General features: G+C 52.9%; 23 protein-coding genes and 1 rRNA gene. 19 read left to right on the top strand and 5 right to left on the bottom strand.

Going from position 1 to position 26910, the window contains the following annotated elements; all coding sequences use genetic code 11:
- Window positions 1-39: 39 nt before the first annotated feature.
- On the bottom strand, window positions 40-600 hold the full coding sequence (locus tag AACU55_RS02625) for a C40 family peptidase (RefSeq protein WP_112152330.1): 561 nt from the start codon (window positions 598-600) through the stop codon (window positions 40-42).
- Between the two features lie 194 nt (window positions 601-794).
- A complete protein-coding gene (locus AACU55_RS02620; RefSeq protein ID WP_013574091.1) occupies window positions 795-2150 on the bottom strand; it encodes a 2-hydroxycarboxylate transporter family protein in 1356 nt (451 codons plus the stop codon).
- 319 nt (window positions 2151-2469) lie between these two features.
- On the opposite strand from AACU55_RS02620, the gene AACU55_RS02615 reads away from it, so the two are divergent.
- The 15 genes from AACU55_RS02615 to emrB all read left to right on the top strand — a co-directional run bounded on the left by AACU55_RS02615 (window position 2470) and on the right by emrB (window position 18231).
- The gene (locus AACU55_RS02615) at window positions 2470-4122 is read left to right on the top strand and encodes an ATP-binding protein (RefSeq protein WP_134706596.1); all 1653 of its coding nucleotides are present in this window, start codon (window positions 2470-2472) and stop codon (window positions 4120-4122) included.
- On the top strand, window positions 4115-4828 hold the full coding sequence (locus tag AACU55_RS02610; RefSeq protein WP_112152328.1) for a response regulator: 714 nt from the start codon (window positions 4115-4117) through the stop codon (window positions 4826-4828). Before AACU55_RS02615 ends, AACU55_RS02610 begins: the two co-directional genes overlap by 8 nt.
- A 588-nt stretch (window positions 4829-5416) precedes the next feature.
- Window positions 5417-6613 (top strand): glycine betaine/L-proline ABC transporter ATP-binding protein ProV, encoded by a 1197-nt coding sequence (proV, locus tag AACU55_RS02605; RefSeq protein ID WP_013574088.1) that lies wholly within the window; start codon window positions 5417-5419, stop codon window positions 6611-6613.
- Complete coding sequence (gene proW / locus AACU55_RS02600) at window positions 6610-7809, top strand: glycine betaine/L-proline ABC transporter permease ProW (RefSeq protein WP_134706595.1); 1200 nt, start codon at window positions 6610-6612, stop codon at window positions 7807-7809. Before proV ends, proW begins: the two co-directional genes overlap by 4 nt.
- 105 nt (window positions 7810-7914) lie before the next feature.
- Window positions 7915-8913, top strand: coding sequence for a glycine betaine/L-proline ABC transporter substrate-binding protein ProX (gene proX, locus AACU55_RS02595; protein ID WP_134706594.1), 999 nt, complete (start codon window positions 7915-7917; stop codon window positions 8911-8913).
- A 24-nt stretch (window positions 8914-8937) separates the two neighbouring features.
- A complete protein-coding gene (gene proX, locus AACU55_RS02590) occupies window positions 8938-9933 on the top strand; it encodes a glycine betaine/L-proline ABC transporter substrate-binding protein ProX (protein ID WP_013574085.1) in 996 nt (331 codons plus the stop codon).
- A 116-nt stretch (window positions 9934-10049) separates the two neighbouring features.
- The gene (locus tag AACU55_RS02585; RefSeq protein ID WP_013574084.1) at window positions 10050-10232 is read left to right on the top strand and encodes a type II toxin-antitoxin system HicA family toxin; all 183 of its coding nucleotides are present in this window, start codon (window positions 10050-10052) and stop codon (window positions 10230-10232) included.
- A gap of 21 nt (window positions 10233-10253) precedes the next feature.
- Window positions 10254-10685 carry a type II toxin-antitoxin system HicB family antitoxin gene (locus AACU55_RS02580; RefSeq protein ID WP_013574083.1) on the top strand — a complete coding sequence of 144 codons (432 nt, stop codon included), beginning with the start codon at window positions 10254-10256 and terminating at the stop codon, window positions 10683-10685.
- A gap of 169 nt (window positions 10686-10854) precedes the next feature.
- Entirely contained in the window at window positions 10855-12039 is a 1185-nt protein-coding gene (locus AACU55_RS02575; RefSeq protein WP_134706593.1) for an MFS transporter, read from the top strand.
- 174 nt (window positions 12040-12213) lie between these two features.
- Complete coding sequence (locus AACU55_RS02570; RefSeq protein ID WP_013574081.1) at window positions 12214-12975, top strand: AzlC family ABC transporter permease; 762 nt, start codon at window positions 12214-12216, stop codon at window positions 12973-12975.
- A complete protein-coding gene (ygaH, locus tag AACU55_RS02565; protein ID WP_013574080.1) occupies window positions 12965-13303 on the top strand; it encodes an L-valine transporter subunit YgaH in 339 nt (112 codons plus the stop codon). The genes AACU55_RS02570 and ygaH overlap by 11 nt, the downstream gene beginning before the upstream one ends.
- A 174-nt stretch (window positions 13304-13477) precedes the next feature.
- Window positions 13478-13999 carry a transcriptional repressor MprA gene (mprA, locus tag AACU55_RS02560; RefSeq protein WP_013574079.1) on the top strand — a complete coding sequence of 174 codons (522 nt, stop codon included), beginning with the start codon at window positions 13478-13480 and terminating at the stop codon, window positions 13997-13999.
- 23 nt (window positions 14000-14022) lie between these two features.
- Window positions 14023-15477 (top strand): efflux transporter outer membrane subunit, encoded by a 1455-nt coding sequence (locus tag AACU55_RS02555; RefSeq protein ID WP_134706592.1) that lies wholly within the window; start codon window positions 14023-14025, stop codon window positions 15475-15477.
- Between the two features lie 25 nt (window positions 15478-15502).
- Window positions 15503-16678, top strand: coding sequence for a multidrug efflux MFS transporter periplasmic adaptor subunit EmrA (gene emrA / locus AACU55_RS02550; protein ID WP_013574077.1), 1176 nt, complete (start codon window positions 15503-15505; stop codon window positions 16676-16678).
- A gap of 17 nt (window positions 16679-16695) precedes the next feature.
- Window positions 16696-18231, top strand: a complete 1536-nt coding sequence (emrB, locus tag AACU55_RS02545) for a multidrug efflux MFS transporter permease subunit EmrB (RefSeq protein ID WP_013574076.1) — start codon at window positions 16696-16698, stop codon at window positions 18229-18231.
- Between the two features lie 74 nt (window positions 18232-18305).
- Here emrB and AACU55_RS02540 read toward each other — a convergent pair whose 3' ends face one another.
- Entirely contained in the window at window positions 18306-19409 is a 1104-nt protein-coding gene (locus AACU55_RS02540) for a tRNA/rRNA methyltransferase (RefSeq protein WP_134706591.1), read from the bottom strand.
- Window positions 19410-19653: 244 nt separating this feature from the next.
- Here AACU55_RS02540 and trxC point away from each other — a divergent pair, with 244 nt between their 5' ends.
- The 4 genes from trxC to pssA all read left to right on the top strand — a co-directional run bounded on the left by trxC (window position 19654) and on the right by pssA (window position 25099).
- Entirely contained in the window at window positions 19654-20073 is a 420-nt protein-coding gene (gene trxC / locus AACU55_RS02535) for a thioredoxin TrxC (RefSeq protein ID WP_013574074.1), read from the top strand.
- 129 nt (window positions 20074-20202) lie between these two features.
- Window positions 20203-20907, top strand: coding sequence for a tRNA-uridine aminocarboxypropyltransferase (locus AACU55_RS02530; RefSeq protein ID WP_013574073.1), 705 nt, complete (start codon window positions 20203-20205; stop codon window positions 20905-20907).
- A gap of 31 nt (window positions 20908-20938) precedes the next feature.
- A complete protein-coding gene (locus tag AACU55_RS02525; RefSeq protein ID WP_134706590.1) occupies window positions 20939-23659 on the top strand; it encodes a bifunctional acetate--CoA ligase family protein/GNAT family N-acetyltransferase in 2721 nt (906 codons plus the stop codon).
- A gap of 84 nt (window positions 23660-23743) precedes the next feature.
- Window positions 23744-25099: a CDP-diacylglycerol--serine O-phosphatidyltransferase gene (gene pssA / locus AACU55_RS02515; protein ID WP_013574071.1), complete on the top strand. Its 1356-nt coding sequence runs from the start codon at window positions 23744-23746 to the stop codon at window positions 25097-25099.
- A gap of 189 nt (window positions 25100-25288) precedes the next feature.
- On the opposite strand, the gene AACU55_RS02510 is transcribed toward pssA, so the two are convergent.
- Complete coding sequence (locus AACU55_RS02510; RefSeq protein WP_134706589.1) at window positions 25289-26587, bottom strand: MFS family transporter; 1299 nt, start codon at window positions 26585-26587, stop codon at window positions 25289-25291.
- A 227-nt stretch (window positions 26588-26814) separates the two neighbouring features.
- A 5S ribosomal RNA gene (rrf, locus tag AACU55_RS02505) occupies window positions 26815-26910 on the bottom strand; the annotation flags it as partial.

Here is a 26910-nt window from a genome sequence, read left to right as displayed (position 1 = left end):
AACAAACGGGCGGATCTCCTGAAAGGATCCGCCTTTTTTTTAGCTCATCAGTTCTAAACGACGTGCGGTTTCGTAATGATCAACCCAATACTGATTATCCAGTGATGAAATAGTGACGCCTTCAATTTTCGAGGCATGAATGAACTGATGATCCCCGACATACACGCCGACATGACGATCGCCCGGCGACGTTTTGAAAAACACTAAATCTCCCGGTTTCAGATTATTTTTACTCACTTTTCTGCCGTTCCTGATTTGCTGAAAGGTGGTTCTTGGCAGGCGTGTTTGCAGGGAATCATTAAACAGATGCTGCATCAGCGACGAGCAGTCCACGCCTTTGTGGGTGGTGCCACCCCAGCGATAATGTGTCCCCTTCCAGCGCGGATATTCCGCCAGCAGGGCGCTTTTAATATTGTCTGAGTTGCCCGTATTGACCGCAGTCACGGTAGAACCTTTTCCATCAAAAAGTTCGCTATGGAAAAATTTGTAGGTGTCCATAGACTCAAATTCTTTTGGCATATCAAAAGCAAAGGAGTGGATGCTAAACAAACCGGTAACGAGCAGCAGTAAGGCAGAAACAAGCGATTTAATACGGAACATGCGTGGATTCTTTCGTCAAAAAATAGTGCTCTTCCTTACGTGGGAACCTGCTCACGGGGCGGGTGACTCGTCTCTGAGTGCGCAAATAATAACCGCCGGACAATAAATAAGCAGGTTGAATTGAGTCCAAAATTGGACTGGGGATTTTTTCTCAGGAAAACCCACCCCTTAGGCTGAAGGGGTGGGTGAAGGTGTTATGAGAAGAACTTCGCCAGAACAAACAGACCGACAGAAACGTTGATAGCTCCCCCGATACGGGTAGCGATTTGCGCGAAAGGCATCAGCGTCATGCGGTTGCCGGAGGTCAGAATCGCCACGTCGCCCGTGCCGCCCTGCCCGCTCTGGCAGCAGGAAACAATCGCCACATCGATAGGGTGCATGCCAATTTTCTTACCCACATAAAAACCGGTGCCGACCAGCGCCAGCACCGTGGTCACAATCACCAGCAGGTTCTGCAGGGTGAAAGCGTTGATCAATTCCTGCCAGGGCGTGATCGCGACACCCACTGCGAACAATACCGGATAAGTTACCGCAGTACGGAAGAATTTATACACCGTCATTGAGCCGTGCTGAATAGTCGGCGAAACACCGTTCGCCAGTTTCACCAGCACCGCCGCAAACAGCATGCCGACCGGCGCTGGCAGGCCGATCCATTTCTGGCCGAGCATCCCGACCATGTACAGCAGGATGGCCAGCAGCGCACCACAGGCCAGCGCGTTGACGCCCGGATTGCCCTCAAACTCATCGGTGCCACTGCCCATCTGGCCTTTTTTCGACGGCATCAGTTGGCCCTCGCCGGTAAGATGCGGATAACGTTTACCGAGCTGGTTCAGCACGCCCGCCAGCACAATGGCCGTCAGGCCACCGAGCATAACAATCGGCAGAATGCGCCCAAGCGCCACGCCCTGCTCCATATGCAGGATGGTCGCGTAACCCATCGACAGCGGGATCGCACCTTCCCCGACACCGCCAGCCATGATCGGCAGGATCAGGAAGAAGAAGGTTTGCATTGGCGGTAAACCTAAAACAGTGCCCATCGCCATACCGGCAATCATGCCGACCACTTCGCCGCACAGCATCGGTACGAAAATACGCATAAAGCCCTGGATCAGCACCTGACGGTTCATGCTCATAATGCTGCCGACAATAATGCAGCAGATATAAAGGTAGAGAATATTGGTGGATTTATAGAATTTGACCGTGGAATCAACCACAACATCCGGCAGCAGGCCGTAATGCACCATCGCCGAAGGAATAAAAGTGGCACAAATCGCCGCGGCCCCCAGTTTACCCACCACAGGTAAGCGTTTACCCAACTCGCCACAGGCAAAACCGAAGAAGGCCAGCGTGGCGACCATCACCACGATGTCACTCGGCAACTTGCCATTCAGGCAATCGAGCAGGATCAGCACGCCCGCCAGCAGGAAAAAGGGCAGCGGGATAATGCCTATCTTGTAGTGATCAAGAATGTGCCACCATTTTTGTCTGGCCGAGAGGCCGGAGGTTTTCGTTTCTTTGACAGCGATGTAGGAATCGTCGGTTGTGCTCATGACATTGCCTCTTTCTTCTGAAGACTTTTCTTATTGATGGTCTGAGCATATGAAAACAGGCGGTCAGCCGGGTGTGAGGTTGTTCAAATTAAAACCGCAGGGATAAAGGTTGTTATGGTGTTTATGGTGTTAATGCACCCTGATTTATAAGGATTATAAGATTAGTAGTAAATCCCGCTATTAACCCTGTTATTACTGTGTGAAATAATCATTATTTTAATCTTCTGTTCACAACTCCGCTTCTCTGCGATTACGACTCACATTTCGCCGTGATAGGCTTATTGAATGTATATCTCAGGTTCGCCGTGCAGCAGGTCGTATGAAATTCAGGTTACCTTTTCAGGTAAAACTCTTTTTATCTCTGGTGGTATTTTCCTGCGTGTTGCTGGCACTGCTGGGGGCTATTTTATTTCATATTATTGACCGTCAGTTACATCATGATCTGGGCCAGCGTGCACGGGTTCAGGCCAGCGAGATCGCTCTGATGCCGGGGCTGGCGCAGAAGGTACAGGCCCGCGATATCCCCGGCATCGCGAAACTAATCCAGCCATTACGCGATAAAAGTGACGCCAGTTATATCGTTATCGGCGATACCCGCGAGCTGCATCTTTATCATTCCGAATCTCCGGAGCGCATAGACCTGCCGATGATTGGCGGTGATAACGCCGGTGTGCTGGCCGGTAAAACCATTATTTCCGTACGTCAGGGCGGCATCGGCGTTTCATTGCGCAGCAAAGCCCCGATTCTGGATGCCAGTAATCAGGTGATCGGCATTGTCTCGGTCGGTTATCTCACCTCTTACATCGATAATATTAATGGCCGCCGTCTGGCGCAGGCCGGTTTATACGGTTTACTGCTTTTATTACTGCTGTTTATTTTTTCATGGATGTTCACCCGCAACGTTAAAAAACAGATGTTCTGGCTGGAACCCAAAGATATTGCCCTGCTGGTCCGCCAGCAAAAAGCGTTGCTGGAAGCCATGTATGAGGGCGTATTTGCGATCAACGCCGAAAGGCAACTGATTTCAATTAACCGGGCCGCACGCGAGTTACTGGATATCCGCCAGCCCGAAAACGAGCTACTGGGTAAACCGCTGGCGGAGGTGCTTCAGACGCCGCCCACGTTCTTTACGCAACGTGGTGTCAGTGAAAACAACAGTCAGCATGATCAGATTACGGTACTCAATCAGAGACAGGTGATCGTCAACCGCGTACCCATCGAACTTGAACCCGGTGCAGAAAGTGGCTGGGTATTCAGTTTCCGCGATAAAAACGACATTAATACGCTGAGCAGCCAGCTGAGTCAGGTGAAGCGCTACGCCGATAACCTTCGCATCATGCGCCATGAACAACTGAACTGGACTGCGACGCTGGCGGGCTTGCTGCAAATGCAGCGTTACGACGATGCAATGCGCTATATTCAGGCACAGTCGGAAGGCGCGCAGGCCGTGCTGGATTTCGTCTCAGCACGCTTTACCTCGCCAGCACTTTGTGGCCTGCTGCTGGGGAAATACGTCAGTGCACGCGAAAAAGGTGTCGAACTGAGTTTCGATCCCGCCTGTCAGCTCACCCGCATACCGGCAGCCATCAGTGAAACCGAACTGATGTCAGTGATTGGTAATTTGCTGGATAACGCCGTGGACGCCACACTGAAAGCACTGACGCCCCCGGCACCGGTCGAATTGTATATTTCCGACCGGAACCGGGAACTGCTGATTGAAGTCGCCGATCAGGGCAGCGGCGTGGAAGATACACTCAAGCCGCACCTGTTTGAACAAGGCGTCACCAGCAAGCCCTCCAGCGGGCAGGACGCCACGGGTGCAGAACACGGTATCGGCCTGTATCTGGTGGCCGGTTATGTCCGTCAGGCGGGTGGCAGCATCGAAATCTCAGACAACACGCCGCAAGGTACAATATTTTCAGTCTTTATCCCGTATCCGGCAGAAGCGTTAACAGGACAGAACCATGAATAACAGCAGCGCACTCGATGTCGTGATTGTGGAAGATGAGCCGCATCTGGCCGGTCTGCACCGTGATTTTATCGAGCAAAATTTCAACCTGCGCGTCGTCGGCATTGCGGCCACACTGGAGCAGACGCGTTCTCTGCTGCGCCTGCATCAGCCGCGTCTGATCTTACTCGATAACTATTTGCCGGATGGTCAGGGTGTCGATCTGATCGACAGCCCGTTGCTGAAAAGCTTCGATTGCTCGGTGATTTTCATTACCGCTGCCAGCGATATGCAAACCTGTAGCCAGGCCATGCGCAGCGGCGCGTTCGATTACATCATCAAGCCGGTGTCGTTCCATCGTCTGCGCAGTTCACTCGAGCGCTTTATGCAACTGGTGCAAACGCTGCGTAATGTGAAAGTGGTCGATCAGCGGGCGCTGGATAAATTGTTCAATCTGCCCGCCAGCGATACACCGGCAGCGCCTTCTGCCAAAGGCATCGAGCCGAATACGCTCGAACTGGTTCAGCGGGTTTTCACGGCGAAACCCGACGTCAGCTGGTCGGTGGAACAGGTGGTTGAAGAGGTTGGGATCAGCAAAACGACCGGTCGCCGCTATCTGGAATATTGCGTGGAAATTGGCTTTATCGGCGTCGAGATGCAGTACGGAAATATCGGTCATCCGAGACGTCTGTATCGCAAAATAGCAGACGAAGAAAAATCCGTATCCTGAGGCCGAATTCCGGCCGTTTTGCGTGAAGAACTTCCCCCTCCCTGCCGGTGTCATCACCGGCGAATTTCCCGCATACCCCGCCTGTTCAGGTGATTATTTCATTACGTAGTCATCTTTCAGACAAGCGGTAAATTCACGGCTTTCACGCAAAGCTCAAATCTCTATTTACCCTTGCAAATCCCTTCCTCATAAAACGCATTAACCTCAGGGGAATACCTCAATGATTTCGTTCTAAAATCACACAAATAAAAAAGACAATAAAACCCATAAAATCAGTAAATTAATTATATTCTTAGCGAAACAATCCGTCGTTAAATTAGGCAAAAACCCAAAGTATTCTGGCGGGATAAATTGTCATTAATTGTCAGTTTGAATTTACCGAAATTAAACACCGCAAATACAGATAAATACGTAACCAGAAACCCAATCATGAATATTCACCGGAAACATTGAGACTTGTCTCAGAATTTCGATGTGTTAGGGTATAACGCGTTCACTATTTCGTTACAGGCAAAATCCTATACGATCCAACACAAAAATTAGACATCGAGCCGATACGGCTATTTATATCCAAGGAATGCACATTGCATGGCAATTAAAATCGAAGTAAAGAATCTTTATAAGGTATTTGGCGAAAACCCGGATCGCGCTTTCAAGATGATTGATGCAGGCAAGGGTAAAGAAGAGATTTTTGAGAAAACCGGTCTTTCACTTGGCGTTAAGAATGCCAGTCTGGCCATTGAAGAAGGCGAGATTTTCGTCATCATGGGGTTATCCGGTTCCGGTAAATCCACCATGGTACGCCTTCTCAATCGTCTGATAGAGCCCACCCGTGGCGAAGTCCTGATCGACGGCGAAGACATCGCCAAAATCTCAGAAGCAAAATTGCGCCAGGTGCGCCGCAGTAAAATCAGTATGGTATTTCAGTCCTTTGCGCTGATGCCACACCTGACCGTGTTGAATAACACCGCGTTTGGTATGGAGCTGGCCGGTGTGCCGGTCGAAGAGCGCAATACCAAAGCGCTTGACGCGCTGCGTCAGGTCGGGCTGGAAAACTATGCCAACTCTTATCCGGATGAATTGTCAGGCGGGATGCGCCAGCGTGTCGGTTTAGCGCGTGCTATGGCCAACAACCCTGACATTCTGCTCATGGATGAAGCCTTCTCTGCACTTGACCCGTTAATTCGTACCGAAATGCAGGATGAACTGGTGAAGCTTCAGGCTCAGCATCAGCGCACCATCGTGTTCATTTCTCATGATCTGGACGAAGCCATGCGTATTGGCGACCGCATCGCCATTATGCAGGGCGGCGAAGTGGTACAGGTCGGCACGCCGGAAGACATTCTTAATAATCCGGCCAACGACTATGTGCGCACGTTCTTCCGTGGTGTGGATATCAGTCAGGTCTTCAGTGCCAAAGACATTGCCCGCCGTCGTGGCGCGCTTATTCGTAAAACCCCCGGTTTTGGTCCACGTGCCGCTCTCAAGCTGCTCGAAGATGAAGACCGCGAATATGGTTATGTGCTTGAACGTGGACAGAAATTCATTGGCGTGGTGTCGATTGAATCCCTGAAAACCGCGCTCAAAACCAATCAGTCGCTGGAAAGCGCCTTGCTGGAATCTCCGGCAGCCGTGCAGGCAGACATGCCGCTCAGCGAACTGATTTCCCATGTCGCCGCCGCGCCTTGCGCTGTGCCGGTCGTCAATGAGGACAATAACTATATCGGCATTATTTCCAAAGCCATGCTGCTTCAGGCTCTGGACAAAGAAGGGGGTAACGAATGAGCACTTCAACCATAACGAACACCATTACACAGCACGCGCAGGCCGCTCAGGCCCAGGCTCTCGATCCTTCCGTGGATCCGTGGAGTGCCGATAACGCCAGTGGCGGTGTCGCGCCACAAGCTGACGCCGCCACCCATGCCGCGCCAGCCGATGCAGGCAGCAGTGATCCGTGGGGCGGCAGCAGCGATGCCGCAACCAGCACACCAGACGCGACGCACCATGCCGCCGCCCAGACCAACGACTGGCTGAGCGTCGCGCCGGAACAGCATCAGCATTTTAATATTCTCGATCCGTTTCACAGCACGCTGATCCCGCTCGACCGCTGGGTGACTGAGGGGATCGACTGGCTGGTCGGTAACTTCCGCCCGGTATTTCAGGGGATCCGTGTTCCGGTCGATTTCGTCCTGAGCGGTTTCCAGCATGGTCTGGAATCCCTGCCAGCGCCGATTGCGATCCTGGTCTTCGCCCTGCTCGCCTGGCAGATGGCCGGTTTCGGCATGGGTGCTGCCACGCTGGTTTCGCTGGTGTTGATTGGCGCAATCGGTGCCTGGTCACAGGCAATGGTGACGCTGGCGCTGGTTCTGACCTCGCTGTTCTTCTGTATTCTGATCGGCCTTCCGCTCGGGATATGGCTGGCGCGCAGCCAGAAGGCGGCCAAAATTATCAGGCCGTTGCTGGATGCCATGCAGACCACACCGGCGTTCGTCTATCTGGTGCCGATCGTGATGCTGTTTGGTATCGGTAACGTGCCGGGCGTAGTGGTAACGATTATCTTCGCCCTGCCGCCGGTGGTGCGTCTGACCATTCTGGGTATCAATCAGGTGCCGGAAGACTTGATCGAAGCCGCGAAATCCTTTGGTTCCAGCCCGCGTCAGCTGCTGTTTAAAGTTCAGTTGCCGCTGGCGATGCCGACCATCATGGCCGGTATTAACCAGACGCTGATGCTGGCGCTGTCGATGGTGGTTATCGCCTCGATGATCGCCGTCGGTGGTCTGGGTCAGATGGTACTACGCGGTATTGGTCGTCTGGATATGGGTCTGGCGTCAGTCGGTGGTGCGGGTATCGTTATTCTCGCCATTATCCTCGACCGTCTCACCCAGTCGATGGGACGCGACAGCCGCAGTAAAGGCGGTCACCGCTGGTTCACCCGCGGTCCCGTCGGTCTGGTGATGAAGCCTTTCACGAAGAAAGCCTGATTCACACACTGCATTTTTCCCGGCGGTTCGCTGCCGGGAACTCTCAAAAAGCTAAAACAACGCAGTCCACTCTTACGTATTCACAAGCAAGAATAAGGGTTCACCATGCGCACAACATCGCTCAACACACTCGTCCTCGCATTATCCATTGCGACACCCGCCGTTTTCGCTGCCGATTTACCGGGCAAAGGCGTGGTCGTCAAACCGTTGCAAAGTACCATCGCGGAAGAAGCCTTCCAGACAGAACTGGTTAACCGCGCGCTGGAAAAACTGGGCTATGACGTTCAGCAAACCGGCGAAGTGGATTACAACGTGGCGTATACCGCCATCGCCAGCGGCGATTCTACCTACATGGCGGTGAACTGGGAGCCGCTGCAAAAAGACATGTATAACACAGCCGGTGGCGACCAGAAATTCTACCGTCAGGGCACCTACATCAGCGGCGCAGCGCAGGGTTATCTGATCGATAAAAAAACCGCCGACAAATATCACATCCACGATTTGTCACAGCTGAAAGATCCGAAGATCGCCAAACTCTTTGACGCTGACGGCGACGGCAAAGCGGATATGGCGGGTTGTAATCCGGGCTGGGTCTGCGGCCAGGTGATTAACACCCAAATCAAAGCCTACGGTCTGAGCAATACCGTGACGCAAAACGAGGGGAACTATTCGGCCATTATCGCTGACACCCTCACCCGGTTTAAATCCGGTAAGCCGGTGTTGTACTTCACCTGGACGCCGTACTGGGTCAGCAACGAGATGAAACCGGGCAAAGACGTGGTCTGGCTGACTGTGCCGTTCTCGGCCAATCCGGGTTCGCAGAAAGATCTCGATACCACGCTACCGAACGGCAAGAACTATGGTTTCCCGGTCAATAACGAACACATCGTGGCGAACAAAGCCTGGGCTGAGAAAAACCCGGCGGCCGCGAAACTGTTCGCCATCATGAAACTGCCACTGGCCGACGTGAATGCGCAGAACCTGCGGATGCATGAAGGTGAATCCTCATCAGAAGATATCCAGCAGCATGTTGATGGCTGGATCAAGGCGCATCAGGCGACCTTCGATGGCTGGATCAAAGAAGCTGCCGCCGCAGCAAAATAACGCATTATAAAAATCGAGGAATTTATGAAAAAGACAGGAATCTGGGCAGTTGCCGCCCTCACCACATTTGCAACAGCCACCACATTCGCCGCCGATCTGCCGGGTAAAGGCATCAGCGTGACACCCGTTCAGAGCACCATCAGCGAAGAGTCTTTTCAGACAGAACTGGTAAGCAAGGCGCTGGAAAAACTGGGCTATGACGTTCAGCCAACCCGCGAGGTCGATTACAACGTCGGCTACACCACCCTGGCTGCCGGTGATGCCACTTTCACCGCCGTCAACTGGTCACCGCTGCATGATGAAATGTACAAAGCCGCCGGTGGTGACAAAGTGTTTTACCGTGAAGGGACTTACGTGACCGGCGCGGCACAGGGCTGGCTGATCGATAAGAAAACCGCTGAGAAATACCACATCACTAATATCGAACAGCTGAAAGACCCGAAACTGGCCAAACTGTTTGATACCAACGGCGACGGCAAAGCCGATCTGACCGGTTGTACACCGGGCTGGGGCTGCGAAGCGGCGCTGAATGAACAGCTGAAAGCCTATGGTCTTGAACCGACCGTGACGCACAATCAGGGTAACTACTCTGCGATGATCGCTGACACCATCACGCGTTACAAAGAAGGGAAACCGATCTTCTATTACACCTGGACGCCGTACTGGGTGAGCAACGTGCTGATCCCGGGCAAAGACGTGTTGTGGATGCAGGTACCGTTCTCCGTAGTGCCAGGGGATAAAAACGCCGATACCAAACTGCCAAATGGCAAAAACTACGGTTTCCCGGTGAGCACCATGCACATCGTGGCGAACAAAGCCTGGGCTGAGAAAAACCCGGCGGCAGCAAAACTGTTTGCCATCATGAAACTGCCTCTGAAAGACATCAATGCGCAGAATGCCGCCATGCACGCGGGTAAAAATTCAGATGCGGATATCGCTGCACAGACGGATGGCTGGATCAAAGCCCATCAGGAAGAATTTGATGGCTGGGTAAAAGAAGCGGCTGCTGCGGCGAAATAACGCAGTCACAGACTCAGTAAGGCCCGCGGGCGGAGAGAAATCTCCGCCCGTTTTTTTGTGGGTGATTGCTGGCGTGTGTATTGGTGTGTATAATCATCCATCACCAAGGAGAGCCCATGAAATCAACGGAATTGATTAAAGCGCTGCTTGCAGCGGGTTGTGAACTCAAGCGTCACCGGGGAGGAAGTCATCAAATTTGGTGGTCACCTGTCACCAACAAAACCTTTCCCGTTCCCCACCCCAAAAATGATTTACCTGTGGGAACTCTCAAATCCATTAGAAAAATGGCAGGGATATGATCCTGCAACTGGAGGTTGAATATGTTCTTTTCAGTCGGTCTTGAAACACCAAAAGATGACAAAACCGCTTACGGTATGGTGGTACCTGCATTTACCGCGTTTGATTACGGATGCTTCTCTGCAGCGGATACCCGTGAAGAAATCGCCCCTATGGTTCGCGAAGCCATCCTGATGACAGTAGAAGATTTGATCGAAAGCGAACGCTTTGTTGTTGACGATATTTTTGATGCAGGCCATTTGGTGTATGCCGCTAATCCCGAATATGCCGACTTCGATACCTGGTTTTTGATTGATATTGATCTCTCGGAATTCGAAGGGAAAGCGCATCGAATCAATATTTCGCTGCCTGACACCCTGATCAAACGCATTGATAATAAAGTTAAAAATCATCCGTCATATCGCGACCGCAGCCATTTTCTGGCGATGGCCGCACGTAAAGAATTGCTGACCTGACAATCTGACAGCAGGAAGCCCCTCCTGTTGTCGGCTCTCTTGCCACTGTGTCTATTACAAAACCAAATAGTTGCCATTAAAACTATTCATTGGTTTAATATTTCAACCAAAACGATAATCATCATCCGAATTTCCCCTGATTCTTCAATAAGATCTGTTAAATCTCATTATGAAAAAAACGACCACACATTCCCCACTCAGCCCGGCACTGATTATTCTGATGGCGGTGGCCACCGGGCTTGCCGTCGCCAGTAACTATTACCCGCAGCCGCTGCTGGAAACCATCGCCCGTGCGTTTAATCTTTCCGTCAATCAGGCCGGGTTTATTGTGACGGTGGCGCAGCTCGGTTACGCCTGTGGGTTGATGTTTATCGTGCCGCTGGGCGATATGTTTGAGCGTCGCGGGTTAATCGTGCTGATGACGCTGCTTTCCGCCGCCGGACTGCTGATCACCGCCATGGCGCCCACGCTGACCATCATGCTGGTCGGGACGGCGCTGACCGGGCTGTTCTCGGTCGTGGCGCAGATTCTGGTGCCTCTGGCCGCCACACTGGCGGAACCGGAGCGTCGCGGTAAAGTGGTCGGACTGATTATGTCTGGCTTGCTGTTGGGTATTCTGCTGGCACGAACCGTCGCTGGTGCGCTGGCGTCGCTGGGCGGCTGGCGGACGGTGTACTGGGTTGCCAGTGCGCTGATGATCGTGATGGCGCTGGTGCTGTGGCGCAAGCTGCCGAAACATCAGCAAAAAACGGATCTGAATTATCCACAACTGCTGAAATCCATTTTTACGCTGTTCATCCACACGCCGGTGTTACGTACCCGCGCGCTGATCGGCATGTTCTGCTTCGCCAACTTCAGCATTTTGTGGACGTCGATGGCGTTCCTGCTGGCTGGCCCGGCGTATCACTATTCCGAAGGGGTAATCGGCCTGTTTGGTCTGGTGGGGGCGGCGGGGGCACTGGCGGCCACCCGTGCAGGGAATCTGGCGGATAAAGGCAAAGCGCATCTGACCACGACCGCCGGGCTGGTGCTGCTGTTACTGTCATGGGCTGCGATTGCCCTGGGACAACACTCGGTGATTTCGCTGATTATCGGTATCATCGTTTTGGACCTTTCGGTTCAGGGCGTACACATCACCAACCAAAGTGTTATCTATAAAACGATGCCGGAAGCGCGTAACCGCCTGACGGCGGGTTACATGACGACATACTTTATCGGGGGTGCGGCAGGTTCACTGGTGTCGGCTTCAGCCTATCAGGCGGCAGGCTGGTACGGGGTCTCAGCAGCAGGCATCGTCATGTGTATACTGAATTTACTGGTCTGGTGGAAGGGTCATAAGTACACACTGGCCTGATAACGTACGAAACTACATCAGGCGGGAATCATCACCCCTCCTGATTAGCTTGCGAATAGTCATTTGGGAAATTTATTTGAACCAAAGGGTGTCAACAATACTTACAGTCTGGTAATGTTTACGCCATGAATTATTCGCCGGCAACCATCCGGTTTCACAATGTTTCAAATATCCATGCAAACCAATCCAGATCTCGAAGCACCTGACCCCGTCCGCGTTTCCACTTTCGCACAAGGTATTACCGATAGCCTTCCTATCGTGATTGGTTATCTGCCCATTGCTTTTGCATTCGGGCTCAGCGCGGTCAAACTAGGTTTCACTCCCGCTGAAAGTCTGCTGTTTTCCATTCTTATCTACGCTGGCGCCAGCCAGTTTGTGATCACCGCGCTGCTCAGTGCAGGAATGTCGTTATGGGTTTCCGCCCTGACCGTGATGGCGATGGATGTCCGGCACGTGCTGTACGGCCCGTCGCTGCGCAATCGCCTGGCGGGAAAGCTCAATGGTAAAAAAACGGCGCTCTGGGCATTCGGCCTGACGGACGAAGTGTTCGCTGCCGCCACCGCCAGGCTGATCCGTGATAAACGCAGCTGGAGTGAAAACTGGATGTGCGGCATTGCGCTGTCATCGTGGCTGTCGTGGGTATCGGGCACCGCCGTGGGTGCACTGTTTGGTAATGGTCCGCTGGAAAATTTCCCGGCCGTCGAAGCCGCGCTGGGATTTATGTTACCGGCGCTGTTTCTGAGTTTCCTGCTCGCAGCTTTTAAGCGCCAGCAGAGCATAGTGTTTGTCGCCTCGCTGGCCGGTGCGCTGGGCGGGCTGCTGTTCTGGTCGATCCCCGCTGCCATAGGCGGTGGTCTGGGCGCAGGGTGCCTTGCCGCCCTGCTGCAACGTCCTCAATCCCCTTCTGCCACGGAGATAACCTCAGATGAGCACTGATGTCATTCTGGTTTGTCTGCTCGTCGGCACCGTCAATTACCTGTTCCGGTATCTGCCTCTGCGCCTGGGTTCGCGGCAGAAATCGGGACTGAAAAATGGCCCGCTCTCCCGCGTGCTCGACAGCATTGGTATCGCGTCAATTTGCGCGCTGCTGGTGGTTTCAGGCACCCCTGAAATTCTGCGTGATCAACAAAAACTGCTGCCGTCACTGGCCGGTTTCGTTCTGCTCGCACTGATTTTCTGGCGTACCAAAAGCATCATTATTGCCACCCTGACCGGTGCCGTAGTGTACGGCCTGGTGTTCAAGGTGATGCTGCTGGCAAGCTGAGGACCATTTTTACCGTAAGGCAACACCCGGGCAAAGTCTGCCTGATACATTAAACATCGAATAATTCACCGGAGTTATGAATAACACTAATTGCTAAAGAATTGGTGATTCATGACATTGATATTATTAATTACCATCGTTACTATGTCATTCGTAACTAATGAGGCTTCTCATATGGACAGTTCGTTCGCGCCAATTGAAAACATGTTGAATTTCCGGGCTAAAAAGCAAAAAGATTTCCCTTATCAGGAAATTCTGCTGACCCGCCTGTGTATGCACATGCAAAGTAAATTGCTTGAAAACCGTAATAAGATGCTGAAAGCACAAGGAATTAATGAAACGCTGTTTATGGCGTTACTCACCCTTGATGCGCAGGAAAGTCACAGCATTCAGCCTTCGGAGCTAAGCTCTGCGCTAGGTTCATCCCGCACCAACGCCACCCGTATTGCGGATGAGTTGGAAAAACGCGGATGGATCGAACGCCGTGAAAGCGATAACGACCGCCGGTGTCTGCATTTGCACCTGACGGCTGACGGTGAAGCCTTTATTCAGAAGTTACTGCCGCCTCAACATAAGAGCCTGCATTTTCTCTGGTCGACATTAGACGCAGATGAACAGAAGCAGTTAGAAACCCTGACGCGCAAACTGTTAACTCGCCTTGATCAGATGGATGCGACAGCACCACAACAATTCTAGATTTCTGTTCAGGTAAACCACACATGTCACTCCAAGCTCGCTGGAGGCTTACGCCGCTGTTTGCCGTTTTGACGTTGGCCGGCTGCGCCTCCAGTAATAATATTGCTCCTCAGTCGTCGCTGCTGGATACGCAACAGCTTCATCTGCAGCAGGAAAAAGTCAGTTCCCTGACCATCGGTCCTCAGTGGTGGCGCAGTCTTAATGACCCGCAACTCGATAATCTGATGACTACGACGTTGCAAAACTCGCCATCATTACGTCAGGCAGCCGCCCGCGTGCGCGAAGCGCAAAGTGTGATGGGAGAAGCTGATGCCGCCAATGGCCCTTATCTGGATTTGAACGGTTCAACGCGTCGTGAACGTGTCGCAAAAAACACGATCCCGCCGTTTTTGACCAGCTATCCCGAAGCGCCAATTTACGACAGCAGCAACAGCCTCGGGCTGAATCTGAGCTATGAGTTTGACTGGTGGGGGAAATACCGCAATCAGGTGAATGCCGCGAAAGCACAGGTGGATTCCGCCCGTGCTGAACAGGCTGAAGCCGCTCTGACGCTGACCAGTTCGGTGGCGTCAGCCTATTATCAGTTGCAGGCAAATCTTGCCTTGCAGGATGTTCTGCAACACGAAGTGGACAATAATCAGCATCTGGCTGATTTGCGTAAAGCGCAATATCAGGCAGGCGTGTACGGTGTTGAAATTCCGCAACAAACCCAGGCTCAGGCCGACAGTGCCAAACAGCAAATCATCAATCTGAAAGCGCAAACCGAACAGCTAAGACATCAGCTTTCCGCGCTGGCCGGACGTGGCCCGGATGCCATGAACGGGCTGCACGCCGTGGCATTGCCGTCGCCTGACGCGCTGGCACCGAAAGGTGAACTGACGCTGGATTTACTCGGCAAACGCCCGGACATCGCTGCACAACGTGATCTGGTGGAGTCCTATTCCCAGCGGGTCAGTGCCGCGAAAAAAGAATTTTATCCAAGCCTTTCCATCAGTGCCTTCGGCGGTCTGACAACCACCAACTACGGCGGCACCAGCCCGAATCTTTTTGAAGCAGCCAGTAAAGCCTGGAATATCACGCCAGCCATTTCGCTGCCAATTTTCCACGCCGGTGCGCTGCGCTCCAAACTGGGCGAAGAGTCGGCGTTATATGACCAGTCTGTTGAGTCGTATAACCAGACCATCCTGAACGCCATCCAGCAAACTGCGGATGCCATTACTGTCTCGAAAAGCAGCGTTGAACAATTGCAGCAGGCGTCTTCTGCCGCTAAATCGCTGGAAGAGGTGTATCGCGTTTCAGATGCAAGATACAACGCTGGCGTCATCGGACGGGATGAGCTGTTAACCAGCCAGTCAGCGCTCCTGCAACAACAGCAGGCGCAACTCACTGCCAGCAGTCAGTTGATGCAGGCAAAAATCAGTCTCATCCGTGCGCTTGGGGGTGGCTATCAGGCCCCTGCCGCGGACCAAAAATCATAATAAAAGACTCAGTGTGGAGAAGACCATGAGCGCAAATGCCGACACTCAGGCAACGCCGCAAGCTCCGAAAAATAAGAAAAAGACGCGCAAAGTCGCGATGCTCTTGTTAACCGGAATTTTCATTATTATTGCCATCGCCTACCTGTTCTACTGGCTGCTGGTATTACGTCATTTCCAGTCTACCGACGATGCTTACGTGGCCGGTAATCAGGTACAGATTATGGCGCAGGTGTCGGGCAGCGTGACCGACGTCAACTTCGACAGCACCGACTTTGTGAAAAAAGGCGACGTGCTGGTGACCCTCGATCCGACCGATGCAGAGCAGGCTTTCGAGCGCTCTAAAACGGCGCTGGCGAACAGCGTGCGTCAGACGCATCAGTTGATCATCAACGGCAAGCAATATCAGGCCAATATCGCGCTGCGTCAGACCCAACTGCAACAGGCACAGACTGACCTTAAGCGCCGCATTGTGCTGGGTAATGTCGATGCCATTGGCCGCGAAGAACTGCAACACGCCCGTGACGCCGTCGATACCGCGAAAGCGCAATACGATGTCGCCGTTCAGCAGTACAACGCCAATCAGGCGATGATTCTGGATACGCCGGTCGATAAACAGCCGCAAGTTCTGCAGGCCGCCGCGCAGGTTCGTGACGCATGGCTTGCCCTGCAACGGACTAAAGTGCGCAGCCCTGTTGACGGTTTCGTTTCACGCCGTGCCGTACAAATCGGCCAGCAGATCAGCCCGACAACGTCCCTGATGGCCGTGGTGCCGGCGCATCACATCTGGGTCGATGCCAACTTTAAAGAAACCCAGCTGGCGAATATGCGTATTGGTCAGGTGGCAACCGTGGTCAGCGATATGTATGGCGATGACGTGAAATACCACGGCAAAGTCGTCGGTATGGACATGGGCACCGGCGGCGCGTTCTCGCTGTTACCTGCGCAAAATGCCACCGGCAACTGGATCAAAGTGGTTCAGCGTCTGCCGGTTCGTATCGAACTTAACGATCAGGAAGTGGCTGAACATCCGCTGCGTATCGGTTTATCGACGCTGGTAACGGTTGATACTCAGAATCGCGATGGCCTGGTGCTGGCCGATAAAGTCCGTACCGAACCGTTGTATCAGACTTCAGCACTGACGCTGGATCTGGCACCGGTTAACGCCATTATTGCTGACGTTATTCATGCCAATGCAGGCTAAAACATCCGGAGGCCTCTGTGGCAAATAAACCGCTGGTAGGCGCCCCGCTGGCCTGGATGACGGTGGCTTTGTCTATGGCCACCTTTATGCAGGTGCTGGACTCGACGATCGCCAACGTGGCGATCCCGACCATCGCCGGGAATCTGGGTGCCTCGAACTCACAGGGTACCTGGGTTATCACCTCATTCGGGGTGGCGAATGCCATCTCGATCCCGATCACCGGCTGGCTGGCAAAACGCATCGGTGAGGTCAAACTGTTCCTGTGGTCCACAGTACTGTTTGCCCTCGCTTCATGGTTGTGCGGGATGTCCAACAGTCTGGAAATGCTGATCTTCTTCCGTGTGTTGCAGGGCGTGGTGGCAGGTCCGCTGATCCCGTTATCACAAAGTCTGTTACTGAATAACTATCCACCGGCCAAGCGGAGTACCGCGCTCGCGCTCTGGTCGATGACGGTGATCGTCGCCCCGATTTGCGGGCCGATCCTCGGCGGGTATATCAGTGATAACTATCACTGGGGATGGATCTTCTTTATTAACGTGCCGATCGGTCTGGCCGTGGTGTTCCTGACGCTCAGAACGCTGAAGGGACGCGAAACCGCCACGCAGATCCGTCCGATCGACAGTGTGGGATTAGTGCTACTGGTGCTGGGAATCGGTGCTTTGCAGGTGATGCTCGACCGGGGCAAGGAGCTGGACTGGTTTAACTCGACGGAAATTATCGTGCTGGCGGTCGTGGCGGTGGTCGCGCTCTGTTTCCTTGTGGTCTGGGAACTGACCGACGACCATCCGATCGTCGACTTGTCACTGTTTAAATCGCGAAACTTTACCATCGGCGTGCTGTGTATCAGCCTGGCCTACATGCTCTACTTCGGCGCGATTGTGTTGCTGCCGCAGCTGTTGCAGGAGGTTTACGGGTATACCGCCACCTGGGCAGGTCTGGCGTCCGCGCCGGTGGGTATTTTGCCGGTACTGATGTCGCCGATTATCGGGCGTTTCGCGCACCGTCTGGATATGCGAAAGCTGGTGACCTTCAGCTTTATCATGTATGCCTACTGCTTCTTCTGGCGTGCGTATACGTTCGAACCGGGGATGGATTTTGGCGCATCCGCCTGGCCGCAGTTTATTCAGGGCTTCGCGGTGGGTTGCTTCTTCATGCCGCTGACCACCATTATTCTGTCGGGATTACCGCCGGAACGGATGGCGGCGGCATCGAGTCTGTCGAACTTTATCCGTACACTGGCGGGGTCGATTGGTACGTCAATCACCACCACGTTATGGTCGAACCGTGAATCGCTGCATCACGCCCAGTTAACGGAAAACATCACGCCGTTTAATCCGGCGGCGACGCAGACTTATCAGCAGCTCGAAGGCCTCGGTATGAGCCACCAGCAGGCTTCAGGATGGATAGCGCGGGAGATCACCAATCAGGGATTAATTATCTCTGCCAACGAGATTTTCTGGTTATCCGGGGGGGCGTTCCTGGTGTTGCTGATTTTAATCTGGTTCGCCCGACCGCCATTCACCAGTGGCGGTGGCGCGGGTGGTGCGCACTGATTCAGATAAACCTGAATGTCAGAAAGCAAAACGGACGCCTTATGCGTCCGTTTTTTATGGCTGAAACCGGGCGATTACGCCTGGTTCTGACGCCACCATTCTGCCAGCAAAATACCGGATGCCACGGAAACGTTGAGGCTTTCCACTTTACCGGTACCGCCGATAGACACGCTCAGGTCGCCCTGCTGCCATGCGCTGTCAGATAAACCATCACTTTCTTCGCCCAGCACCAGCACCATTTTGGCCGGTAACTGCGCTTTGCCCAGCGCCGTACCTTTATGGCTCGACGTGGTCACGATGGTGTATCCCGCTTTACGGAAGGTTTCCAGCACTTCAAGGAAGTTATCCGCGCTGATGGCTTTAACGTGTTCCGCGCCGCCTTCAGCGGTACGGACTGCTGCGCCGGATTCCAGCTGGGCCGGATCCTGAACCATCATGCCGTTGATACCAAAATGCGCACAAGAACGCATGATACCGCCGAGGTTGTGCGGGTTACCGACGTTTTCCAGCGCCAGCACACAGTCTTTCGCCGGAGCCGTTTGCAGATACGTTTCTGCATCCAGACCCTGACGTTTTTTGATCAGGAAGCACACGCCGCCGTGGTGTTCGGTGCCGGAGGCTTTTGCCAGTTCGTCATCTTCAACCACATGGTAGGCTTTGCGGTTCGCCGCCATCCAGCGCAGCGCTTCGCGGAAACGCGGAGTCACGGACTGCACAAACCATGCACGCACAATCGCGTCCGGACGGCTGGCAAACAGTGCCTGACAGGCGTTTTCGCCATACACACGGGTTTCTTCCTGACGCTGACGACGCAGTTGTTCAGGATCGATAAAACTTTTACCGCTGATACCGCCGTGATCCGGAACAGATTCATCTGCCGGCGGACGTGAAACTGTTTTCCACGGCGAAGAGTACGGGCCGTCGTCGTCACGCGCCGGACGACGCGGGCGATCATCACTACGGCGTGGTGCCGGTCCGCGGGAATCGCCACGGGAATCGCTGCTGCGACGCTCATTGCGGCGGGCATCGTCTGGACGGGAACCCTGGCGAGGTTTATCGCCCGGACGTCCTTTATTGTTAGAAGGACGTTTATCGTTACTGCGGTTATCGCCGTCGTCGTCACTGCGGACGTACATCACTTTGACTTTGCCGTTCTTGCCACTGAATGAATCGTTCATTTTTCTCTCCACCTACGCGCAGGGCGCGAAGATTACCTGATGTCTGTGAGCTAAGCCACAGGCTTTGGACCAAAAGCTAAAAACTATCGTAATCATTGAATAAACCACGTTGTTTACGTGACGTATCGACCCCATACTTACAACATATAAGTAACATATCAGCCGTGTTCTTTACCGCTTTTAAGGATAAAACCGGGGTTGTGGTTGATACCATTCTCACGTTAAGCAATGTAGAGGCTATTTTATGAATACGGTTTGTTCATCATGTCAGGCCACCAACCGCCTGCCTGAGGATCGTATCGACGACGGCGCAAAATGCGGCCGTTGCGGTCATGCACTTTTTGAAGGCGATGTCATTCACGCGACTGCCGCCACGCTGGACAAATACCTGCAGGATGATCTGCCGGTGGTTGTCGATTTCTGGGCACCGTGGTGTGGCCCTTGTGTTAACTTTGCGCCGATTTTTGAAGACGTTGCACAGGAACGCGCCGGTAAAATCCGCTTCATCAAGGTTAATACCGAAGCTGAACCTGAACTGAGCGCGCGGTTCCGTATCCGCAGTATTCCGACCATTATGGTGTTTAATGAAGGCAAAATGGTCGATATGTTGAGTGGAGCAATGCCTAAAGCACCGTTCAACAACTGGCTTAATGAATCATTGTAACGCATAAGCCGCTATAAAGCCCTGCTGAAGGCCCGTCACCCCACGGGCCTTTTTCTGTTCCGAACACAAGCCACTTGCCTGCCACCACCGGGTGATTAGAATAGCCGTTTTTCGCATACCGGAATGCCTATGTCAGACAATGCCGTCCTTCGCCTGCGTGAGCAGCGTTTAGCCCGATCCACCCGTCCTTTTCTTGCGCGTGGTTCACGGGCGATACGCTGTCAGACCTGCCTGTTGCCCAAACGCCACTGCATCTGCGCCACGCGCGAAATTCATCAGGCCACCAGCCGTTTTTGTCTGGTGATGTTTGACACGGAGCCGATGAAACCGAGCAATACGGGTCGCTTAATCGCAGACGTGTTGCCGGATACGCAGGCGTTTTTGTGGTCACGCACGCAAACCGATCCGGCTCTGCTGGAAGCAATTGCGGACCCGCAGCGTCAGGCTTATGTGGTGTTTCCCGCCTCTTTCGCCGAACCGCCGCGTCAGGTGTTTACCGAAGTTCCGGCGGGCAGCAAACCGCCTTTATTCATTATGCTCGACGGCACCTGGAACGAAGCGCGCAAAATGTTCCGCAAAAGCCCGTATCTGGATAATTTGCCGGTTTTCTCTCTCGATGTAAGCGCCAGCTCCGGCTATATCCTCCGGGAAGCCTCGCGCCCGGAACTGCATTGCACCGTGGAAGTGGCCGCCGCCCTGCTGGAAAAAGCCGGTGATCTCGATGCTTCAGCGGGCCTCTCACGCCACTTTACCCATTTCCGCACCCAGTATCTGGCCGGAAAACCCCATCATCCGGTGCACCAGCTCACAGCAAAGAACGAAGAAAACCTCTAGAATCATGGGAACATGATGAACCGGAGACGTTATGAGTCAGCGCGGACTGGAAGCCTTATTACGACCTGAATCTATCGCGGTCATTGGCGCGAGCAATAAACCGGGGCGGGCCGGATATCTGATGATGCGCAATCTGCTCGACAGCGGATTCAATGGCCCGGTGCTGCCGGTTACACCCGCTTATCGCGCGGTGTGCGGCGTACTGACCTGGCGGGATGTCGCCAGCCTGCCGATGTCTCCGGATCTCGCCATTTTGTGTACGCACGCTGACCGCAATCTTGCATTGCTCGAACAGCTCGGCGAACGTGGCTGCAAGACGGTCATTGTGCTTTCCTCACAGCCACAACAATTCGCTGAACTCAAAACCAGCGCCCAGCGCTTTTCGATGCGCCTGCTCGGACCCAACAGCCTGGGCATTCTTGCACCGTGGCAAAAACTAAACGCCAGTTTTTCGCCGGTGCCCATCCTGCCCGGTAAGCTGGCGTTTATTTCGCAATCGGCTGCGGTCGCCAATACTATTCTGGACTGGGCGCAACAGCGTGCCGTCGGCTTTTCCTATTTCGTATCACTGGGCGACAGCCTGGATATTGATGTCGATGACCTGCTCGATTTCCTCGCCCGCGACAGTAAAACCAGCGCTATTTTGCTCTATCTCGAACACATCAGCGATGCACGGCGCTTTCTTTCTGCCTCCCGCAGTGCCTCACGCAATAAACCGATTCTGGTGATCAAAAGTGGTCGCAGCGGACAGGCGCAGCAATTACTCAACAGCCCGCTTAGCCTCGACGCCGCCTATGATGCGGCTATTCAGCGCGCCGGTTTACTGCGCGTGCAGGATACGCACGAGCTGTTTTCCGCCGTTGAAACGCTGAGCCATATGCGCCCGTTACGCGGTGAGCGTTTGTTTATCATCAGTAACGGTGCCGCTCCTGCCGCGATGGCGCTGGATCAGCTGCTTTCGCGTAACGGCAAACTGGCGAAACTGAGCGATGAAACCTGCCAAAAACTGAGTGCCATTCTGCCTGACAATATTGCCGTCTCGAATCCGCTGGATTTGCATGATGACGCCACACCGCAGCTGTATCAGGCTGTGATGACCGCCCTGCTGGACAGCACCGATTACGATGCGCTGCTGGTGATCCACGCCCCCAGCGCCGTCGCACACGGTACGGTGACCGCCAGCCATCTCATCGATGCTGTGCATAAACATTCGCGTGGCAAATACATCACGCTGCTGACCAACTGGTGCGGTGAGTTTTCCTCGCAGGAAGCCCGCAAGTTATTTACTGAAGCCGGGATCCCGACTTACCGGACACCGGAAGGAACGGTGACGGCGTTTATGCATATGGTGGAATATCGCCGGAACCAAAAGCAGCTGAAAGAAACACCGGCACTTCCGGCCGGCCTCGAGCAGAACACTGATCAGGCGCATCAGTTGATCGCCCGCACACTGGCGGAAGGCACGACACAGCTGGATACACATGAGGTACGCCCGATTTTGCAGGCGTACGGCATGAATGTGCTGCCGACGTGGATTGCCAGCGACAGCGCAGAAGCGGTGAATATCGCCAGCCAGGTGGGTTATCCGGTGGCGCTGAAATTGCGCTCCCCTGACATCCCGCATAATTCTGAAGTACAGGGCGTGATGTTATATCTGCGTACCGCCAGCGAAGTCGCGCAGGCGGCGAATGCCATTTTTGACCGTGCCAGACAGGCGTTTCCGCAGGCGAGAATTCTGGGGCTGCTGGTGCAAACCATGGCCAACCGGCCAGGCTCACAAGAATTGCGCGTGGTGGTCGAACAGGATCCGGTATTCGGCCCGCTGATCATGCTGGCCGAAGGCGGTACCGACTGGCGACCTGAAAGACAGGCGGCGATTTCCCTGCCGCCGCTGAACATGACGCTTGCACGTTATCAGGTAGTTCAGGCGCTGAAGAGTGGAAAAATTCGTGGCCGCCATGCGCTGCATCCTCTTGATATACCGGCGCTGAGTCAGTTGCTGGTGAATGTGTCGAACCTGATTATCGACTGCCCGGAGATCGAACGGCTGGATATCCATCCTCTGCTGATTTCCGGCAGTGAGCTCAGCCTGCTGGATGTGTCCATGCAGCTTTGTGCACAGGGAGCAGAGGCTCCGTCACGACTGGCGATCCGCCCTTATCCGCGCGAGTTGGAAGAGCGCGTTATACTGAAAGACGGATCACCGGCATTGTTCCGGCCAATCCTTCCGGAAGATGAGCCGCTGCTTAAAGCATTTATCCTGAAAGTCACTAAGGAAGACCTGTATTACCGCTACTTCAGTGAGATCAATGAGTTCACCCATGAAGATTTAGCGAACATGACACAGATCGACTACGACCGCGAAATGGCGTTCGTCGCCATTCGTACAGTGAATGATGAAAGTGAAATTATTGGCGTCACCCGGGCGGTCTCGGATCCGGATAATATTGATGCTGAATTCTCGGTACTGGTGCGGTCGGATCTGAAAGGTCTGGGGCTCGGAAGGCGGCTGCTTGATAAGATGATCCATTACGCGGCAGAGCACGGCCTGCAACGTCTGACCGGCATTACGATGCCCAATAACCGTGGCATGATCACGCTGGCCAGAAAACTCGAATTCGACGTCGATATTCAGATCCAGGACGGCATTGTGAACCTCTCACTGGCACTGGAAAAGACCCGGATTTCGCAGCAGAAAGCCGTGAGCCTGCGCCATGAACAGGCAAAAGATGCGCACATGGGGCAGGACTAATGGTATTATCGACCGATTGTGCGGTTACCACTGTCTGCTTGTGCCGCTAAAGCCATTACATGAAGAGAGAAGAAGCGCACTGTGATGTTGTCAAAATTTAAACGTAATAAACATCAACAACACCTTGCTCAGCTGCCCAAACTCCCCCAAACGGTTGATGCTGTAAAAACACTCTACTGCCCTGCAGATTTCCGTAAGACGCTGCTCGAAGCCATTGCCAACGCCACCCAACGGATTTATCTGGTCGCGCTCTATTTAGAGAACGATGATGGCGGTCGTGATGTATTGTCGGCGCTATATGCCGCCAAGCAGCAACGCCCTGAACTGGAGATTTGTGTGCTGGTTGACTGGCACCGCGCGCAGCGTGGCCGCATTGGCGCGGCAGCGTCAAACACCAATGCTGACTGGTATTGTCGCATGGCAAAAGAGCATCCTGAGCTTTCCGTGCCGGTGTATGGCGTTCCGGTCAATACCCGTGAAGCGTTAGGTGTTTTGCATCTCAAAGGCTTTATTATTGACGATCAGGTGATCTACAGCGGCGCGAGCCTCAATGATGTTTATCTGCATCGTCATGAAAAATACCGCTACGATCGCTATCAGTTACTGTCCAACGCCCCGCTGGCAGATGCCATGATCGACTTTATGAAGAAGTCGATCCTGACAGCCGCAGCGGTACAGCGTCTTGATCGTGAAGATCGCCCGAAAAGCATTGAGATTAAAAACGAAACGCGTCAGTTCCGTCAGAATCTGCGCAGCAGCGGTTATCATTTCAAAGACAGCGCAGGGAATGATGAGCTGGCAGTGACCCCTATCGTCGGTCTGGGCAAACAAAATGAGCTTAACCGAACTATCCATCATCTCATGGCCAGTACGGAACATAAGCTGACGCTGTGTACGCCTTATTTCAATATGCCTGCCATGCTGGCACGTAATATTATTCATCTGCTGCGTCGTGGTAAGCAGGTTGAAATTATCGTGGGTGACAAAACCGCAAACGATTTTTATATTCCGCAGGATCAGCCATTCAAAATCATCGGTGCCTTACCGTATTTGTATGAAATTAATCTGCGTCGTTTCCTGAGCCGTTTACAACGCTTCGTTGACAGCGGACAGTTGATTGTCCGCCTGTGGAAAGACGGTGATAACAGCTATCACCTGAAGGGAATGTGGGTGGATGACCGCTGGCAACTTATTACCGGTAATAACCTGAATCCTCGCGCCTGGCGTCTGGATTTGGAGAATGCCATTTTGATCCATGATCCGCATAAAGAGCTGGCGATCGCGCGACACAAAGAACTGGAAGAAATACGCCAGCACACGCAGGTTGTCTCGCATTATATGGAACTGGAAAGTATTCCTAATTACCCTGTGAAAGTCCGTAAGCTTATCCGCCGTCTGCGCCGGATACGTATCGACAGATTAATCAGCCGGATTCTGTAATTGGCTATACTGAAAGCCTGATCATCGTGATCGGGCTTTTTTATATCTGGAGTTTCACTTTGTGATGCAAAAATTCTCCTGGCTCTCAGGTTTCCTGTCATTATTCTTATAGCAGGCGCAGCTGCTGGCTACAGAGCTTATCATCTTATCCATTATTAAAAGTGCATCCCTGCACTCTCTCCGTAAGAATTACAGCTGTATTTCCTTTCCTTTGCGGTGCAATTTCATCGATACCACCAAAGCGATCAAACACATTACGCAGACATACCAGAAAAATACTTCCTCTATATTCCAGGATTTAAAGGTCAGGGCGACATATTCCGCAGAACCACCAAACACAGCATTTGCAACCGCATAAGATAATCCGACACCCAATGCCCTCACTTCCGGCGGGAACATTTCCGCCTTTAATAATCCGCTGATTGATGTGTAAAAACTGACAATCAGCAGTGCCAAAACAATAAGTCCGAAGGCGATATAAGGACTGGTAACGGTTTGCAGAATATACAAAATCGGGATGGTGAAAACAGTCGCCAGGCCGCTGAATATCAACATAGAACTGCGTCGACCTATTTTATCCGAGAGCCCGCCAATAATAGGCTGCAAACACATAAAGACAAACAGGGCGACGGTCATTAAGGCACTCGCTGTTTTGGTATCCATCCCGGCAGTATTCACCAGATATTTTTGCATATAAGTGGTGAAGGTATAGAAGGTCAGGGAACCTGCCGCCGTGAACCCTAATACCATCATAAATGCCTTTTTATGCTTCCATAAACCCGAGAGGGTACCAGCATCTTTATGCTCACGAGTTTGTTTATCTGATGTTTCGTTCAGTGAACGCCGCAGGAACAACGCCACGACAGCAAGCACAGCGCCTAAGGCAAAGGGGATCCGCCACGCCCAGGATTTAAGCTCATCATTGGAGAATATCTGCTGCAGTATAACCAGGACCAGAAGTGCTAATAGTTGCCCACCGATCAAGGTCACATACTGAAATGAAGCATAAAAACCGCGACGGCCTTTAATCGCAACTTCACTCATATAAGTTGCGCTTGTTCCGTATTCCCCACCAACAGAAAGCCCCTGGAATAGACGGGCGACCAGTAATAATACCGGTGCCCAGCTGCCTATCGTCGCGTAGGTTGGCAAACAGGCGATCACCAGCGAACCGCAGCACATCATGCAGACCGAGATCATCATTGAGTTTTTGCGCCCATGTTTATCGGCGATATAACCAAATAACCATCCTCCAATAGGGCGCATAAAGAATCCTGCGGCAAAAACGCCTGCAGTTTGTAATAACTGGGTTGTACTGTTTCCGCTGGGGAAAAATGAAGAAGCAAAATAGAGCGAACAAAAAGAATAGACGTAGAAGTCAAACCATTCGACCAGATTTCCCGAAGATGCCCCCACAATCGCAAAAATACGTTTCTTCTTATCTTGCTGATCATGATTCTCAGATTGAGATCTCAGAGTATCCTTCATATTATTTTCTCCCAATAGTTCCTGCTATAAGCGTGGTTATGACTATTTTTTATCGATAGGAAATATTGAGTTAAGCAACGAATGGATAAGGAAGAGAGGAAAGTTGACGAGTTACCTGCGTTTGCGTTGTTTTTTGTGATGCAGCGCGTGGTTAAAGGTAATTTTTAGTTAAATTCCGCATAGCAAAAAGCCCCGTACTTTCGTACGGGGCTTTCCACTTATTTGATGCCTGGCAGTTCCCTACTCTCGCATGGGGAGACCCCACACTACCATCGGCGCTACGGCGTTTCACTTCTGAGTTCGGCATGGGGTCAGGTGGGACC

Source organism: Rahnella sp. CJA17(1/100) (genome assembly GCF_963881615.1).
GTDB classification, from domain to species: Bacteria; Pseudomonadota; Gammaproteobacteria; order Enterobacterales; family Enterobacteriaceae; genus Rahnella; species Rahnella aceris.
This window is presented reverse-complemented; position numbering and strand designations above follow the sequence as displayed.